The 16,598-nt window shown below is 66.1% G+C and carries 12 protein-coding genes; 5 read left to right on the top strand and 7 right to left on the bottom strand.

From position 1 onward, the window contains the following. Positions 1 to 2: 2 nt before the first annotated feature. The 3 genes from FHT19_RS22405 to katG form a co-directional block, all read right to left on the bottom strand. A complete protein-coding gene (locus FHT19_RS22405) occupies positions 3 to 992 on the bottom strand; it encodes a hypothetical protein (protein WP_169476901.1) in 990 nt (329 codons plus the stop codon). A 144-nt stretch (positions 993 to 1,136) separates the two neighbouring features. Then, complete coding sequence (locus tag FHT19_RS22400) at positions 1,137 to 1,277, bottom strand: hypothetical protein (RefSeq protein WP_169476900.1); 141 nt, start codon at positions 1,275 to 1,277, stop codon at positions 1,137 to 1,139. 178 nt (positions 1,278 to 1,455) lie between these two features. Then, positions 1,456 to 3,681, bottom strand: a complete 2,226-nt coding sequence (gene katG / locus FHT19_RS22395) for a catalase/peroxidase HPI (RefSeq protein WP_169476899.1) — start codon at positions 3,679 to 3,681, stop codon at positions 1,456 to 1,458. Between the two features lie 191 nt (positions 3,682 to 3,872). Between katG and FHT19_RS22390 the strand changes: the two genes are divergently transcribed. Together FHT19_RS22390 and FHT19_RS22385 are read left to right on the top strand one after the other, a co-directional pair. After that, positions 3,873 to 4,883 carry a nitronate monooxygenase gene (locus FHT19_RS22390; RefSeq protein ID WP_169476898.1) on the top strand — a complete coding sequence of 337 codons (1,011 nt, stop codon included), beginning with the start codon at positions 3,873 to 3,875 and terminating at the stop codon, positions 4,881 to 4,883. Between the two features lie 47 nt (positions 4,884 to 4,930). Further along, a complete protein-coding gene (locus FHT19_RS22385; RefSeq protein ID WP_168556006.1) occupies positions 4,931 to 6,151 on the top strand; it encodes an MFS transporter in 1,221 nt (406 codons plus the stop codon). 20 nt (positions 6,152 to 6,171) lie between these two features. Here the strand turns inward: FHT19_RS22385 and FHT19_RS22380 are convergent, their stop codons facing one another. Both FHT19_RS22380 and FHT19_RS22375 read right to left on the bottom strand, forming a co-directional pair. Continuing rightward, positions 6,172 to 6,807, bottom strand: coding sequence for an HNH endonuclease (locus FHT19_RS22380; protein ID WP_168556005.1), 636 nt, complete (start codon positions 6,805 to 6,807; stop codon positions 6,172 to 6,174). A 184-nt stretch (positions 6,808 to 6,991) separates the two neighbouring features. After that, positions 6,992 to 8,431, bottom strand: coding sequence for a M20/M25/M40 family metallo-hydrolase (locus tag FHT19_RS22375; RefSeq protein WP_348981815.1), 1,440 nt, complete (start codon positions 8,429 to 8,431; stop codon positions 6,992 to 6,994). A 152-nt stretch (positions 8,432 to 8,583) separates the two neighbouring features. Here FHT19_RS22375 and gyrB point away from each other — a divergent pair, with 152 nt between their 5' ends. Together gyrB and FHT19_RS22365 are read left to right on the top strand one after the other, a co-directional pair. After that, on the top strand, positions 8,584 to 11,103 hold the full coding sequence (gene gyrB / locus FHT19_RS22370; RefSeq protein ID WP_169476946.1) for a DNA topoisomerase (ATP-hydrolyzing) subunit B: 2,520 nt from the start codon (positions 8,584 to 8,586) through the stop codon (positions 11,101 to 11,103). A gap of 5 nt (positions 11,104 to 11,108) precedes the next feature. Continuing rightward, on the top strand, positions 11,109 to 11,357 hold the full coding sequence (locus FHT19_RS22365; RefSeq protein ID WP_169476896.1) for a hypothetical protein: 249 nt from the start codon (positions 11,109 to 11,111) through the stop codon (positions 11,355 to 11,357). A gap of 19 nt (positions 11,358 to 11,376) precedes the next feature. Here FHT19_RS22365 and FHT19_RS22360 read toward each other — a convergent pair whose 3' ends face one another. Next, positions 11,377 to 12,624: a UbiH/UbiF/VisC/COQ6 family ubiquinone biosynthesis hydroxylase gene (locus FHT19_RS22360; protein ID WP_169476895.1), complete on the bottom strand. Its 1,248-nt coding sequence runs from the start codon at positions 12,622 to 12,624 to the stop codon at positions 11,377 to 11,379. Next, positions 12,624 to 14,309 carry an alkaline phosphatase family protein gene (locus FHT19_RS22355; protein WP_169476894.1) on the bottom strand — a complete coding sequence of 562 codons (1,686 nt, stop codon included), beginning with the start codon at positions 14,307 to 14,309 and terminating at the stop codon, positions 12,624 to 12,626. Before FHT19_RS22355 ends, FHT19_RS22360 begins: the two co-directional genes overlap by 1 nt. 217 nt (positions 14,310 to 14,526) lie before the next feature. On the opposite strand from FHT19_RS22355, the gene FHT19_RS22350 reads away from it, so the two are divergent. Further along, positions 14,527 to 16,587, top strand: coding sequence for a protein-disulfide reductase DsbD domain-containing protein (locus FHT19_RS22350; protein WP_248290613.1), 2,061 nt, complete (start codon positions 14,527 to 14,529; stop codon positions 16,585 to 16,587). The last annotated feature ends 11 nt before the right edge of the window (positions 16,588 to 16,598 follow it).

Here is a 16,598-nt window from a genome sequence, read left to right as displayed (position 1 = left end):
GCTTATTTTGCAACACTACTCAGTGGGAGCAGCCGAACCTTAATTTTGCTTGGTTCAATTTCACCCTGATCAGGATATAGAACGAGGTTCGCTGCCGGCTGTGCTTTCCTTGCTAGTGGTGGACGAACACCAAACATGTAACATTGCCCGAGCTTTCCGTTGAGTTTGAGATCGTTGGCTGACTGGTACCGACAGAAGACGGCAACGAGGGGCGCACAACAAATTTTACCCGTGGTATCTGGCAGGAACCACTCTTGATTTACCTCGGCTTGGAAACGGAACTCAGCATATTTACCGGGCGTTATTATTTCTCCAAACCCGTCTGGAGCTGTTATAGAATCAATCTTCCCCTCGATTTCTTTTCGGAAATTGCCTTGCAAGATAGCAATCGCTTCCATTGGAACGTTAGCAAAATCGATCAGAAAATTCACTGCTGGCACGCTGCCGTGGTTATATACTTTAACGAGAACGTTGAACCAAGCGCCGTCATCGTCCCACCGCACGGAACTCTCCGGCTCAATTTCCATGGTTATCCACGGCCGAAGCGCCTGTTCGGCAGCATCCGCACTCCTTTTCGTGTGGTGCGCCGCACGTTCAGCAAAAAAAGCGGCTGCGAAAGCGGCAAGCAATGTGAGAATTCCTGCACTAAAGCCCCACGCAGCAATTCGCGTCTGCTCATACGCTACAATGGCACTTGCGTCTGCCGCGTCCGCTGCGCGCCTGGCTTGTACCAGGCTGTCATTGGCTTCACGATACTGTTCTTCCGCTTTTGCGCATGCATCAGCCTTCCGTGTGCGCAACTTGACGGGTAGCACGCTAATCCTAGCCGGTTGGCAGTCACTCCCAACAGCGCGATAGAAATTGGGTTGCTCACGTTGGCCAATGCTACCGACAAGATTTGGTCGTTCGGGTTGCAAAAGCGATCCCAACGCAACAGCGATGACCAGGCTTAAGAAAGCCGTGAAAAAGAATAACCGATAGCCAGGCGCCATTGAGTCAGAAACACCGTTGTGAATCTACGACGGAGAATGTCGCGCAGGTTCGGCTCCGTGTCCACCGCAGGAATTGCAGAAACTAAACCGCCGCTGCGCCTGAACTATCAACAGCTAGCCTCTAAAGGTTATGCCATCCGCCGCCTACTTCCGCCGCTTGCGCCACAGCAGCACCCCCGCCACCGGCACCGCCAGACCCAGCGCTGCCAGCGCCGCGACCTTGGCCGCGGCCATGGCTATGCCCGACAGCAGGAACAGCACGATTTCCAGGGTGGCTTTCAGCATGGGCGGGGGCGGCGCGGCATCCGGTTGCAACGGGGGAACGGCACCCCTTGTGCCATGCAAACGTGAAAAACCCCGCCTTCTTCCGTTGGGGATACCGGAAAAAGGCGGGGTGGTAAGCCAGAAAGGCGCACGAGAAGGGGATCTGCGTCTTTCTTGCCGACTTTGTCAGTCCTGGGGATCAGGCTTTCAGATCGAAGCGATCGGCCTCCATCACTTTGGTCCAGGCCGCCACGAAGGCATCGACGAACGGCTTTTCAGCATCATCGGTGGCATAGGCTTCGGCCAGGGCGCGCAGTTCTGAATTGGCGCCGAAGATCAGGTCCACGCGGGTGGCACCGTACTTGGGCTCGCCGGTCTTGCGATCGAACGCGGTGAACACGCCTTCCCCGGTTTCCTGCCAGCGCATCGCCGTGGTGGCGGCCAGCAGGTTGCGGAAGAAATCGTTGCTCAATGTGCCGGGGCGATCGGTGAACTGGCCCAGCTTGCTGCCGCCGTGGTTGGCGCCCAGCACCCGCAACCCGCCGACCAGCACGGTCATTTCCGGCGCGGTCAGGCCCAGCAACTGCGCGCGGTCGACCAGCAGTTCTTCCGGGCTGCGCCGGGCCCTGCCGGAGCCTGGCCCGCCGGCATAGTTGCGGAAACCATCGACCTTGGGTTCGAGCACGGCAAAGCTGTCCGCGTCGGTCTGCTCATCGCTGGCGTCGGTGCGGCCGGGATTGAATGGCACGACCACGTCGTGGCCAGCGGCCCTGGCGGCGGCTTCCACCCCGGCATTGCCGGCAAGCACGATGAGATCAGCCAGGCTCACCTTGCGGCCACCGGGCGCGACCACGTCGAACGCCGCCTTGATGCTGCGCAGCACGTCTAGCACGCGGGCCAGTTCGGCCGGTTCGTTGACCGCCCAATCCCTTTGCGGGGAGAGGGCGATGCGCGCGCCGTTGGCGCCCCCACGCTTGTCGGACTGGCGGAACGTGGACGCACTGGCCCAGGCGGTTTTCACCAGGTCGGCAATCGACAGGCCACTGGCCAGGATATGGGCCTTGAGCGTGGCGATATCGGTTTCGGTCACCAGCGGGTGGTCCACCGCGGGCACCGGGTCCATCCAGATGCGCGGCGACTGCGGCACATCCTTGCCCAGGTAACGCACCTGCGGCCCCATGTCGCGGTGGGTCAGCTTGAACCAGGCCTCGGCAAAGGCGCGGGCGAACTTGTCTGGGTTGGCGTGGAAATCCTGCGAAATCGACCGGTACGCCGGATCGGCGATCAGCGCGATATCGCTGGTGAACATCATCGGCTGGTGGCGGCGCGTGGCATCGTGGGCATCGGGCACGGTGCCGCTGCCGGCATCGCCCTTGGGCTTCCACTGGTGGGCGCCGGCCGGGCTCCTGGTCAGTTCCCACTCGTAGCCCAGCAGGGCATCGAAATAGCCGTTGTCCCAGGCGATCGGGTTGGTCGTCCAAGCGCCTTCCAGCCCGCTGGTGATCGCGTCTACCCCAGCGCCGCTGCCATGCGTGCTGATCCAGCCCAGCCCCTGGGCAAGAATGTCAGCCCCTTCGGGAGCGACGCCCACGTGGGCGGCATCGCCCGCGCCATGGGCCTTGCCGAACGTGTGGCCACCGGCGATCAAGGCGACGGTTTCTTCGTCATTCATCGCCATGCGGGCAAAGGTTTCGCGGATGTCGCGCGCCGAGGCGAGCGGATCGGGCGTGCCGTTGGGCCCTTCCGGGTTCACATAGATCAGGCCCATCTGCACGGCAGCGAGCGGATCGGCCAGTTCGCGATCTTCGCCGCTATAGCGCGCATCGGCCAGCCATTCGGTTTCCGGGCCCCAATAGATGTCGGCTTCGCTTTCCCACACGTCTTCGCGGCCACCGCCAAAACCCACGGTGGGCAGCCCCATCGATTCCAGCGCGCAATTGCCGGCCAGGACCATGAGATCGGCCCAGCTCAGCGCGGCGCCGTACTTCTGCTTGACCGGCCACAGCAGCAGGCGTGCCTTGTCCAGGTTCACGTTATCGGGCCAGGAGTTGAGCGGGGCAAAGCGCTGCGTGCCGGTGGACGCGCCGCCGCGCCCATCGAACGTGCGATAGGTGCCCGCGCTGTGCCACGCCATGCGGATGAACAGCGGGCCATAATGACCATAATCAGCCGGCCACCAATCCTGCGATTGCGTCATCAACGCGTGGATATCGGCCTTGACCGCATCGAGATCGAGCCGGGCAAAGGCCGCGCGATAATCGTGGCCATGGGGCATCGGATCGCTTTTGTGCGAATGCTGGCGCAGGATGCCCAGGTCAAGCCGGTTGGGCCACCACATCTGGTTGGTCTGTGCCGGAACCTGGGCCTGGGCCAGCGCGTCGGCGCTGGCGCCTTGGTGGAACGGGCACTTCGAAGGGGCAGACATCGCTTGGCTCTCCATCAGGGGAAGATCGTTGGACGCGGTGTAGTGCCTGGCGTTTGATCGTCTAAATGGATTAAAATGCCTAGAGTAAGTTGAAATGACGATTTGTGGTGGCGCAAGGCCCTTGCCCGGCGGGCCATGGCACCGTAAAGCGCGCCCACTTTCTCCATCGCAGACGGGGCGATTTTTCAGACATGACGGCCACTCCCAAGACTTCCGCGCTGATGGCGCGTGGCGCCGCGTTCCTGGGCACTGAACACGCAATCCTGTGCGGGGCGATGAGTTGGGTTTCGGAACGGAACCTGGTGGCTGCGATCAGCAATGCCGGCGGCTTTGGCGTGATCGCCTGCGGGGCGATGACGCCCGACCTGCTCGACGCGGAAATCGCCGGGACCAAGGCCCTGACGGCAAAGCCCTTTGGCGTGAACCTCATTACCATGCACCCGCTGCTGTTCGATCTGATCGGGGTGTGCGCAAAGCATGGCGTGGGCCACGTCGTGCTGGCCGGCGGCATTCCGCCCAAGGGCAGCGTGGAAGCGATCAAGGCATTCGGCGCCAAGGTGATCGTGTTTGCCCCGACGATCGCGCTGGCCAAGAAGCTGTTTCGTTCGGGCGCCGATGCGCTGGTGATCGAAGGCAGCGAGGCAGGCGGCCACATCGGGCCGGTTTCCACCTCGGTGCTGGCACAGGAATTCCTGCCCGCGCTGGCGGCCGACCACCTGGTGTTCGTGGCCGGCGGCATCGGCCGGGGCGAAGCAATCGCATCCTATCTGGAAATGGGCGCGGCCGGGGTGCAGCTGGGCACGCGCTTTGCCTGCGCCAGCGAATCGATTGCCCACCCTGCGTTCAAGCAGGCGTTCTTTCGCGGCAACGCGCGCGATGCCATCGCGTCGGTCCAGGTCGACCCGCGGCTGCCGGTCATTCCCGTGCGCGCGCTCAAGAACAAGGGCACCGAGGAATTCACTGCCAAGCAGATCGAAGTGGCGCGACGGCTGGACGCCGGCGAACTGGACATGGCCGCCGCCCAACTGGAAATCGAGCATTTCTGGGCCGGCGCGCTGCGCCGCGCGGTGATCGATGGCGATGTCGAGCGTGGCTCGGTCATGGCCGGGCAATCGGTGGGCATGGTCACCAAGGAAGAACCGGTGGCCACGATCATGGCGCAACTGCTGGACGAGTGCGAAGCCGCGCTGGACCGGCGCTGACACACAAGCCGCGCTGAATCGGGCCAGCGCGCGGGAGGGGGCATTTCATGACGCATCGGGCATCGCTGAGCTTCGTCTTTGCCATCGTGCTGATCGACATGCTCGGCTTTGGCATCGTAATCCCGGTGTTTCCGGGGCTGATCATGCATCTGGCCAAGGTTTCGATCACGCAGGCAGCCGAATATGCCGGCTGGCTGGGCGCCGGCTATGCCGTCATGCAGTTCGTGTTCGCCCCGGTGATCGGCAACCTGTCAGATCGCTATGGCCGGCGGCCGGTGCTGCTGGCCGCGGTGTTCGCGCTGGGCCTGGACTATCTGCTGCAGGCCTTTGCCCCGGCGATGAGCTGGCTGGTTGCCGGGCGGATCATCGCCGGGATCACCGGCGCCAGCTTTTCGGCCGCCTATGCCTATATCGCTGACGTGACCCCGCCCGAAAAGCGCGCGGCCAGTTTCGGCCTGATGGGCATGGCCTTTGGCATCGGCTTCGTGGTCGGCCCGGCGCTGGGCGGGCTGCTCGGCACGCTGGGGCCGCGCGTGCCGTTCATGGCCGCCGCCGGGCTGAGCCTGGCCAATTTCGTGTTCGGCTTCTTCACCTTGCGCGAATCGCTCGATGCCGATCATCGCCGCCCGTTCGACTGGCGCCGCGCCAACGCGCTGTCGAGCCTGCTGGCACTGAAAGGGCAGAGCGCGCGGGTGTTGTGGTTCGTGGCGGCGCTGGGCGCGTGGCAACTGGCCAACGTGGTCTATCCCGCGATCTGGACCTACATGGCGATCGCTGCCTATGGCTTTTCGACCAAGGCGGTGGGGCTGGCGCTGGCGGTGGTCGGCCTGACGGCCGCATTGTTCCAGGGATTTGGCATGCGCCTGCTGCTGCCGCGGCTGGGGGAACGGCGCGCCGTTATCATGGGCGTGGTGTCGCTGGCGCTGTCGGCGGTGGCCTATTGCCTCGCGCGCGAGGCGTGGCAGGTCTATATCGCCATCGGCATCGGTTCGTTCCAGGGCGCAGTGCAGCCAGCGATATCGGCCATGAACAGCCGCGCGGTCGATGCGCGCAGCCAGGGCGAATTGCAGGGGGCGGTGCAGTCGATCGGATCGATCGCCCAGATCATCGGGCCGCCGCTTTATGCCCAGACCTTGGCGCGGTTCAGCGGGCCCAATGCACTGATCGACCTGCCGACGATGCCGATGCTGGTGGCCACGGCGATTGCCCTGGCAGCCCTGGCGCTATTCTTGAAAGGCGCAGGGCGCGCCGGTGAACAGCCGGCCTGAACACCGCCGGCGCGGCGGCGTCAGCTTTCCAGTTCGACGTCCCAATAGAGCCAGTCGCGCCAGCTTTCGTGCAAGTGATTGGGCGGAAAGGCGCGGCCCTTTTCCTGCAATTGCCAGGTGGTGGGGCGGATCGGCTCTTCCATCAGGCGCATGTGCGCCTGGGCCGGGGTGCGGCCGCCCTTGGCCATGTTGCACGGCGCGCAGGCGGTGGTGACGTTTTCCCAGGTGGTGCGCCCGCCCAGCCGGCGCGGCACGACGTGATCGAACGTGAGGTGTTCGCCGCTGCCGCAGTACTGGCATACGAAGCGATCGCGCAGGAACAGGTTGAAGCGGGTGAAGGCCGGAAACTCGCTGGGCTTCACATATTGGCGCAGCGCGATCACCGACGGGATCTTCATGTCGAGCGAGGGGCTGTGCACCGCGCGATCATACGTCGCGATGATGTCCACCCGTTCGAGGAACACCGCCTTGATCGCGGTCTGCCAGGGCCACAGGCTGAGCGGGTAATAGCTGAGCGGCGTGTAATCCGCGTTCAGAACCAGTGCCGGGCAATTGTCGAGATGGCGATTGGATGCCAGCAAACGGGGTGTGGCGGCGGCATCGCCGCTATGGGGCCTGGCCGCAGCCGCCCGCTCGATCAGCGCCTGGTGAAGCATGCTCCGCTTGCGCTCCTGTGCCAAATCGGCTTCAGCCTCGCTCGGGGCGAGGCATGAAGGACAGGCATGACCGCTTCATGACGCATGCGCACAACGAACACCTTTGCGCCTTTTCGGTCAAGACCCGACTGCCCCGCCAAAAGGGCAGCCGGGCTTTATCCACAGCTTGGCACGCCGCTTGGCGTTACCGCGCGTAGGCGTTCACCAGATCATAGAGATAGGCGCGGCCGGTAAGCAGCGACTTGACCTCGATCCGCTCGTTCAACCCGTGCACGCCGTTGCCATCCGGGTTGCCCCACGCGCCCGGCACGCCGTAAGTCGGGATGCCCACCGCTTCCAGGAAAATGCCGTCGGTCGCCCCGGTCGACATGTCGGGCACCACCGGCACGCCGGGGAAATATTGCGCGGCCAGCTTTTCCATCGGGCCGATGATCTTGGGATCGAGCGTCGGCGCCTTGGCAAGCGGGCGCTGCGGCGGCACCAGGCTGACGCTCACCCCCGGATCGGCGACGACTTTCTGCAAGGCAGCCTGGATTTCCTCCACCGAATGGCCGGGGAAGATGCGGCAGTTCACGTTGGCCCCCGCGCGCTGCGGCAGGGCGTTGTTGGCGTGCCCGCCATCGAGCAGCGTGGCGACGCAGGTGGTGCGCAGCTTGGAATGAAAGCTGCGGTCGGTGTTCACCAGTTTTTCCGCGTCGACAAAAGCCGGGCTGCCGATCGGATTGGCGGCCAGTGCCTGCATCGCCTTGCCCATGGCATCGCCGCGCGCGGCGCCCGCCTTGGCAAAGAAAGCGCGCGTGGTGTCGCTCAGTTCGGCGGGGAAGTCGAAATCGCGCAGGCGCGCGAGGGCGTCGGCGAGTTCATAAATGGCGTTCTCACGCACGGGGATGGAACTGTGGCCGCCGGGATTGCGGGTTTCGAAGCGATAGTTCTGCACCGCCTTTTCACCCACCTGGATCGACTGGTTGACGAGGCGGCCCCCCTCGGAAAGGCCTTTGCCGCCGGTCTTGCCGCCGCCGCCTTCGTTCAGCGCGAATTCGGCGTCGATCAGGTCGCGCTTGTTTTGGGCCAGCCATTGCGCGCCGTTGAACGCCCAGGTGGTTTCCTCGCCGCATGTCAGCGCCAGTTTGACCGTGCGCTTGAGCGGCTTGGCCGCCTTGAGGCGCACCATCGTATCGACCCAGATCGCCGCCATCGACTTGTCGTCGGCGGTGCCGCGACCATAGAAATAGCCGCCTTCCTCGATCAGAGTGAAGGGATCGCGCTCCCAATCGGCGCGCTTGGCCTCAACCACGTCGAGATGGGCGAGCAGCAGGATGGGCTTGGCTGCCTTGGACGTGCCGGGCAGCACGGCGACCAGGCCGCCGTCCTTGGGATGATCGGGCACGGAAAACAGGGTGATCTGGCTGTCGGCATAGCCGGCCGCCTTGAGATGCGCGGCCATGCGCTCTGCCGCCAGGGTGCAAGACCCGGTGCTGACGGTCGTGTTGGTTTCCACCAGCTCTTTATAGATCGCGCGAAACTGCGCCTCGCCAGAATCGGGCGCCGCAGCGGGCGCGGCCTGGGCCGCGGCGGTAGTGGCCATCGCCGCCACCACGGCGGCCGAAACGAATGTGTGCTTGATCAAAGGATTGCCCCCTTGTTTCCAATCGAATGCGCGCAGCATGCCGCACTTGGCCATGCATGCAAGCCGGTTGCCACAACCCACCGCGCGCCCTGTGCAAAACATGGCCAATTCGCTTGGGTTTTGCGGGCAAAGTGCCTATGTGCGAGACTATGGCCAGCACCAACGAAAATACCCCGAACACCAATTCCTATGGCGCCGACTCGATCAAGGTCCTCAAGGGCCTCGACGCGGTGCGCAAGCGCCCCGGCATGTACATCGGCGATACCGATGATGGCTCGGGCCTGCATCACATGGTCTTCGAAGTGTCGGACAACGCGATCGACGAAGCGCTGGCCGGCCATTGCGACCTGGTGCTGATCGAACTGAACCCCGATGGTTCGGTGTCGGTCGAAGACAACGGGCGCGGCATTCCCACCGGCATCCATGCCGAGGAAGGCGTTTCGGCCGCCGAAGTGATCATGACCCAGCTGCACGCCGGCGGGAAATTCGAGAACACCTCGGACGACAACGCCTACAAGGTTTCGGGCGGCCTGCATGGCGTGGGCGTTTCGGTGGTCAACGCGCTGTCGGAATGGCTGGAGCTGACGATCTGGCGCGACGGCCAGGAGCACTGGATGAAGTTTGCCCATGGCGATGCCGTGGCCCCGCTCAAGGTCACCGGCCCGGCCCCGCAGACCGCCGATGGCAAGCCCAAGAAGGGCACGCGCGTGACCTTCTTTGCCAGCCACGACACGTTCAAGAACGTCACCGATTTCGATTTCGACAAGCTCGAACACCGCTATCGCGAGCTGGCGTTCCTCAATTCGGGCGTGCGCATCCTGCTGCGCGACAAGCGCCACGAAGAGGTCAAGGAACACGACCTTTATTACGAAGGCGGCATCGCCGCTTTCGTGAAGTACCTCGATCGCAACAAGCAGGCGCTGATCCCCGAACCCATCGCCATTTCCGCGATGCGCGACGGCATCGGCATCGACGTGTCGCTGGAATGGAACGACAGCTATTACGAAAACGTGCTGTGTTTCACCAACAACATCCCGCAGCGCGATGGCGGCACGCACCTGGCCGCGTTCCGCGCCGCGCTGACCCGCACGCTCAACAACTATGCCGACCGGTCGGGCCTGCTGAAGAAGGAAAAGGTCTCGCTTTCGGGCGATGACATGCGCGAAGGGTTGACCGCGATCGTTTCGGTCAAGCTGCCCGACCCGAAGTTTTCCAGCCAGACCAAGGACAAGCTGGTTTCTTCCGAAGTGCGCCAACCGCTCGAAAGCCTGATGGCCGACAAGATGAGCGAATGGCTGGAGGAAAACCCGGCCCACGCCAAGTCGGTGATTCTCAAGGTGATCGACGCGGCCGCCGCACGCGAAGCGGCCCGCCGCGCGCGCGAGTTGACCCGCCGCAAGGGCGCCATGGACATCGCCAGCCTGCCCGGCAAGCTGGCCGACTGCCAGGAGCGCGACGCCAGCAAGTGCGAACTGTTCCTGGTCGAAGGGGATTCGGCCGGCGGCAGCGCCAAGCAGGGCCGCGACCGCAAGACGCAGGCAATCCTGCCCCTGCGCGGCAAGATCCTCAACGTGGAGCGCGCGCGGTTCGACCGCATCATCTCCTCGCGCGAAGTCGGCACGCTGATCCAGGCCATGGGCACGGGCATCCGTGACGAATTCAACCTGGAAAAGCTGCGCTATCACAAGATCGTGATCATGACCGACGCCGACGTCGACGGCGCGCACATCCGCACCCTGCTGCTCACGTTCTTCCACCGCCAGATGCCCGACATCATTCGCGCCGGGCACTTGTTCATCGCCCAGCCGCCGCTCTACAAGGTCGCCAAGGGCCGCAGCGAGGTTTACCTCAAGGACAACGCCGCGCTCGATCGCTACCTGGTCGAAGCCGGCACCGCCGGCCGCATCCTGGAAACCCCGGGCGGCGCGCGCGGCAGCCAGGAACTGGCCGAACTGGTCGACCATGCGCTGCGCCTGCGCAACCTGATGGCCTTCGTGCCGCGCCGCTACAACTATGACATCATCGAAGCGCTGGCCCTGGCCGGGGCGCTCGATCCCGATCTTTCGGCCGATGCGCGCGTTGCGGCTCTTGCCGATGCGGCAAGCTGGCTCGACCGCGGCGATCCCGAGGCGCAGTGGTCTGCGCAGATGAGCGCGGAAGGCGGCTATCACATCCAGCGTGCCTGGCGCGGCGTGACCGACCACCACATGATCGAGGCCGGCTTCCTCACCAGCGCCGAAGCGCGCAAGCTGGCGCGGCTGGCCGGTGAACACGCCGACGTCTACGCCGGCGTCGCCCGCCTGGTCCGCGCCAGCGCCGCCACGGCCGAGCCGGAAAGCGCCGCCCCCGATGGGGAAGAAACCCCCGCTGCGACGCGCGCCGACAGCAAGGACGCGGGCATCACCCGGCCTTCGCAACTGCTCGAGGCGGTCATGGCCAATGGCCGCAAGGGCCTGGCGATCCAGCGCTACAAGGGCCTGGGCGAAATGAACGCGGAGCAGCTGTGGGAAACCACGCTCGATCCAGAAGTCCGCTCGCTGCTGCAAGTGAAGGTAGAAGACGCCGACGTGACGGACGAGATCTTCACCCGCCTGATGGGCGACGTGGTCGAGCCGCGGCGCGATTTCATCCAGGAAAACGCGCTCAACGTGGCCAACCTGGACGTTTAAGCGCGATGAGCACGCAGACCATCCCCTGGGACCAGGCGGCGACGATGATCGACCTGGAAGGCCGCACGCCGATCATCGGCACGATCCGCGACTGTGCTTTGCACTTCTCGCTCTACAAGCCGCATGCGCGCGAAAATGCGCGCGTGCTGTTGACAGTGCCGATCCATCGCGAAGGGCGCAAGACGCGCACCTGGCTGCTCGACCCGCCGGAAATCGCCGAACTGGCCGAGCGCCTGGCCCGCGAGACGCAATAACGCCTGCGGGCCGATCTGCTTACGCCTTGAGCAGCTCCGGCAGCTTCCCGCTCATGCCCCGTGCCTCGTCCATGAACCAGCGCTTGAGCGCGGGCAGGCGCTGCACCCCAGCCATGCCGAAGCGGCGGACCAGGCTGGGCACGCGGCCCGGCAGGCCGAACAGGCGGGTCAGCACGTCGGTGGCCGCCGCCACCATGAAAGTATCGGCCGCGCGCCAGCGTTCATAGCGGGCAAGCAATTGCGCTTCGCCCGGCTCCAGCCCCAGCCGCGCGCCTTCGGCCAGGACTTCGACCAGCGCGGCCACATCGCGCAGGCCCACGTTGAGGCCCTGCCCCGCAATCGGGTGCATCCCGTGCGCGGCATCGCCCACCAGCGCCAGGCGATGATCGACGACCTTGGCGGTGTGATGGAAATTGAGCGGATAGGACGAGCGCGGGCCATTGAGCGCGATTGTGCCGAACACGCCGCCCATGCGCTTTTCCACTTCGGCCAGGAATGCCTTTTCGCCCATGGCGAGCACGCCCGCGGCATCCTTTTCCGCCACGGTCCACACCAGCGCGCTACGGTGCGTGCCGTCCGCCTCGTCCAGCAAGGGCAGCAGGGCGAAGGGACCAGCCGGATAGAAGATTTCCCAGGCGGTGTTCTCGTGCGGCTTTTCGTGGGTGAGGCCCGCAATGATCGCGCGATGACCATAGTCCCAGCGCGCCGGGGTAAAACCCGCCTCGTCGCGCGTGGGGCTGCGACGGCCTTCGGCAGCGACGAGCAGGCTGCCTTTCAGCACACGGCCATCGGCCAGCGTCACGGTGACGCCATGTTCGCCGCGCTCGCGCGTGGCGACCTGGGCGTTGGGCAGGAACGTGATCAGGCTTTCGCGCGCGGCGGCCTCGTACATCACCAGCCGCAGATCGCGGTTGGCATACATGCGGCCGAGCGAGCCCTCGTCGGCGCCGGGGCGGAAATCGATGCGGCCGGGCTTCATGCTGTCGGTCACGGCGATGGCGTCGATCGGGCAGCCCTTGGGCGCCAGTGCCTCGGCCATGCCCAGGTTGGTGTAGAGATTCCAGCTGGCGGTGGAAATCGCCGAGGCGCGACCATCGAACCCGGCGGCGGTCTGTGCTGCCGGATCGGAGGAATCGACCACCACGCTCGACAGGCCCTGCTTGGCGAGGCCAATCGCCAGCGTCATGCCGACCAGGCCGCCGCCCAGGATCACCACGTCGCCCGAGAGCGCCTGTTCCCCAGCCTGTTCCACCGCCAACTCGCTCATCACTTCACTCCGCAGGTGCTGCCCGGCCCGGAATCGAGATCGAGGCAGCGACCGTCATAGGCGCCTGGCGGCGCCGGCAAATTGATCCATGCCGAAAGGGTGGGGGCAATGTCCACTGTTTCAACGGGCGATGGCTGTTCAAAGCCGGTCATCCCCTTGCGCCAGAACAGGATCGGCACGCGCCGGTCATAGTCCCAGGGCGAACCGTGGGTGGCGACATAGCCCGGCCCCGGCTGGGGCAGCGCCATGACGCCGCGCCGCAGCATGACCACGAAATCGCCCGAGCGCGGGGCATAGAACGAAGCGCGCGCGCGCTGGATCAGGCTCCAGGTTTCAGGCGATCCGGACGGCATCGGCGTGGCCGCGATTTCAGCGGCGGTGAACACGCCCGCGACTTGCGGATTGGCCACCAGGATGGCGCGCGCGGCTTCCACCACGGCGGTCTTTTGCGCCGCGGGCAGATCGGCCTTGACCCAGAAATCACCGGCCGCGCCATCGCCCAGGATCAGCCCCTTTGCCGGCAGTTGCAGCCGCGCGGCGACTTGCTCGCTCAGCGCCTTGGGCAGCAGCGCCACATCGGCGCGGGCGGCCTGGGGCAGCGCTTCGCGGTTCTGCCGCTCGGGCATGTCGAACCCGCCGTGGTCGGCCGAGAGCACCACGCCGTAATCGATGTGGCGCGCATCGAGCGCTGCAAAGAACGCCCCCAGCGCCTGGTCGACCGTGGCCAGCTGGATGCACATTTCCGGCCCCTGCGTGCCGGTGCTGTGCCCGACGTAGTCCGTGGCCGAAAGGCTGACGGCCAGCATGTCGGGCGCCGGCCCTTGGCCCAGCTTCATCGCATCGACCAGCTTGAGCGCCAGATCGAGCGTCGCCTGGTCCAGCCGGGGCGAGGCGCGGAACGCCGTGGCATCACCTGCCGCCAGGGCAAAGTGGCCAGTGCCCACTGTCGCGCTGCCGGCCTGGATCGCGCCTTCGCGCGGGGCGCAGAACGCGGGCAGCGGCAGGGCCGGGGCACCCTTGGCCAGCAGCTTGGCCACGGCGGCGTTTTCCTGGCTGGCGGCCGGAATGGCGGGGCGGCCATCCAGCGTGACGAAGGCATTGTTCTTCCACCACCACACCTGGTCGATCACATGGCCGCCCATCATCAGCGCGGCGCGATCCTTGCCCGAAACCGCCACGTTGCGCGCGGCGGGCCACTGCTGCTTCATCCGCTCGCCCAGGGTGGGCACCAGCAGGTGGCCAACACTCGCCACATAATCCTTGGGATCGGCGGCCGACTTGGTCTCGTCCTCGGCGCAATAGACCTCTTTCTTGGGCCGTGCGGCAGACTGGTCGATCCAGGTGTTGGCGATGATGCCGGTGTGCGCCGGGCGATTGCCGGTGAGCAGGGTGGAATGGCCAGGGCAGGTTTCGGTGGCGGCGTGACTTTGATAGCCGGCCGGGAACACCGCGCCGCTCGCCAGACGCGCCAGGCCGCCGGTGAAATGGCTGCGATATTCGGCAAACAGGTCGGCCGAGAACTGGTCCATCGCCAGTGCGATCAGCAGGCGCGGCGGGGTCGCGGCAGCCGATGTCGCAGGGGCCGTGGCAGGTGTGGGTGCCGGCGCCGCCGATGCCGGCGCAGCGGCGATCGTGGCGGCCGCAATGGCGGCAAGGGCGGAAGTCAGGAACCGGGTCTTGTGCATGAAGTCACCTCAAGGGGATGCCGCCGCCGATGTCTATCCCGCCCTTGGGGTATTCACCAAGGGGCGTTCTGGACGAGGCGGGCCATGTGCCGTACATCGCGCGGGCGAACGACCGATCCTTCGCGCCGGAGACGGAGAACCTGTGCCCCTGTTGCAGCGGTTGTGGACCAGCCTGATGTGCGCCCCAGAGCGCCAGATAGCGCGCTTGAACCTGCCATTGCGCGCGATTGTTGCAGCCGTGTGGCTGCTGCCGTTCGCGCTGATGGGCGGGCCTGGGGTGCATGCCCAGCAAGCCGCGCATATTCGCGCCACGCTGCTGGCCGAGGGCCCTGCCCTGCCTGGCCAAACCGTCACCATGGCCGTGCTGATGGAGCCTGAGGCCGGCTGGCATGGCTATTGGAGCAACCCGGGCGATGCCGGGCTGCCGCTGTCGCTGGATTGGACCCTGCCGGCGGGCGCCAAGGCGGGGGATCTGCAATTCCCCGTGCCGCGGACGCTGGTGGTGCAGGGGCTGATGAACCATGTCTACGAACAGGCCTATGCCGTCTTGGTGCCGGTAACGCTGCCGGCCGATGCGCGCGTGGGCAGCACCCTGGCACTCAGCGCGAAAGCGCAATGGCTGGCCTGCACGAACCAGATCTGCGTGCCCGAGCGCGCCAGCCTGATGGGCACGATCACCGTGGGCAGTGGCGCCAAGGATGGGCGCTTTGCCGCCTGGCGCGCCGCCCTGCCCGCGCGGCTGGACCAACCCGCCCGGTTCGAAGCGACACCGGCCGGGCTGTCGCTTGCCGTGCCGTTTCCCGCCAGCGCGGCGGTGGATGATCCCCACTTCTTCATCGGCGCGCAGGGCATGGTCGATTATGCCGCGCCCCAGGCGTTCCGCCGCCAGGGTGACTGGCTGATCGTCGACCTGGCGCGGGCCAAGGGCGCCTTGCCCGAACATCCGCAAAGCGTTTCGGGCGTCCTGGCGCTGGGGCCCGGCGCCGGCGGCCTGGCGATCACCGCCACGCCTGGTGCGGTGCCCAAGGGCGGTACCCCTATCGGCGGCAGTGCCAAGGCTGCGTTTTCATGGGGCACCTTGGCCCTGGCCATGCTTGGCGCGCTGGCGGGGGGCCTGATCCTCAACGTCATGCCTTGCGTCTTTCCGATCCTCAGCCTCAAGGCCATGGCCCTGGCACGCGGCAACAGCCGCCACGCGCGGGCCGAAGGGCTGGCCTATAGCGCCGGCGTGATCCTCGCCTGCCTGCTGCTGGGCGCGGTGCTGCTGGCACTGCGCGCGGGCGGCGCGCAAGTGGGCTGGGCGTTCCAGCTCCAGAACCCTGGCGTCGTGGCCGTGCTGGTGCTGCTGGCCACCGCAATTACCGCCAACTTTGCCGGGCTTTACGAACTGCCAGGGCTTTCGGTGTCGCGCAGCGGCGCCAGTGCGGGCACCGTGGGCGGCGCCTTCGGCACCGGGCTGCTCGCCGCTTTCGTGGCGACGCCCTGCACCGGGCCGTTCATGGCCGCGGCGATGGGCGTGGCGCTGGTGCTGCCGCCGCTGGCGGGCATGGCCGTGTTTGCCGCGCTCGGCCTGGGCCTGGCGCTGCCGTTCCTGCTGATCGGCTTTGTCCCGCCGCTGCGCCGCATCCTGCCGCGCCCAGGGCCATGGATGGACCGCTTCCGCCGCGCCATGGCCGTGCCGATGGGGCTCACCGTCGCGGCGCTGCTGTGGCTGGCCTGGCGCCAGGGTGGCTGGGGCCTGTTCGCCGCCGCCGCCATCCTGGCGATCGTGTTGCTGGCCATGCTGGCCCTGGCCGAGCGCCAGCGTCGCCAAGGCCGACGCGTGACGGCTTGGGTCGCACCGCTGGCTCTCGCCCTGGTCGCCGTCGCGCTGTTCGCCGCGCCGCGCCTGGCCGCGCGACCTGCGACTGAAAGCGACGCCCTGCCTGGCGCACAACCGTTCAGCCAGGCCACGCTCGACCGCGCGCGCGCCAGCGGCAAGCCGGTGTTCCTTTATTTCACCGCAGACTGGTGCCTGTCGTGCAAGGTCAACGAAAGCGTCGCGATCGACCGCGAGGCCACGGCCAAGGCCTTTGCCAGGGCCGGCGTGCAAGTGATCGTGGGCGACTGGACCCGCGCCGATCCAGCCATCACCACGTTCCTGACCACGCAAGGCGCGGCCGGCGTGCCGCTGTACCTGTGGTATGCCCCCGGCGCGGCAAGCCCTGCCAAACTGCCACAAGTGCTCACCCCGCAGACCCTGCCGGACCTGGCGGCCAAGACCCAACAAGACGGTTGACCACCCCGCCC

Source organism: Novosphingobium sp. SG919 (assembly GCF_012932495.1).
GTDB classification, from domain to species: domain Bacteria; phylum Pseudomonadota; class Alphaproteobacteria; order Sphingomonadales; family Sphingomonadaceae; genus Novosphingobium; species Novosphingobium rhizosphaerae.
The sequence above is the reverse complement of the archived record's forward strand: the minus strand, read 5'-3'. Positions and strand labels throughout refer to the sequence as shown.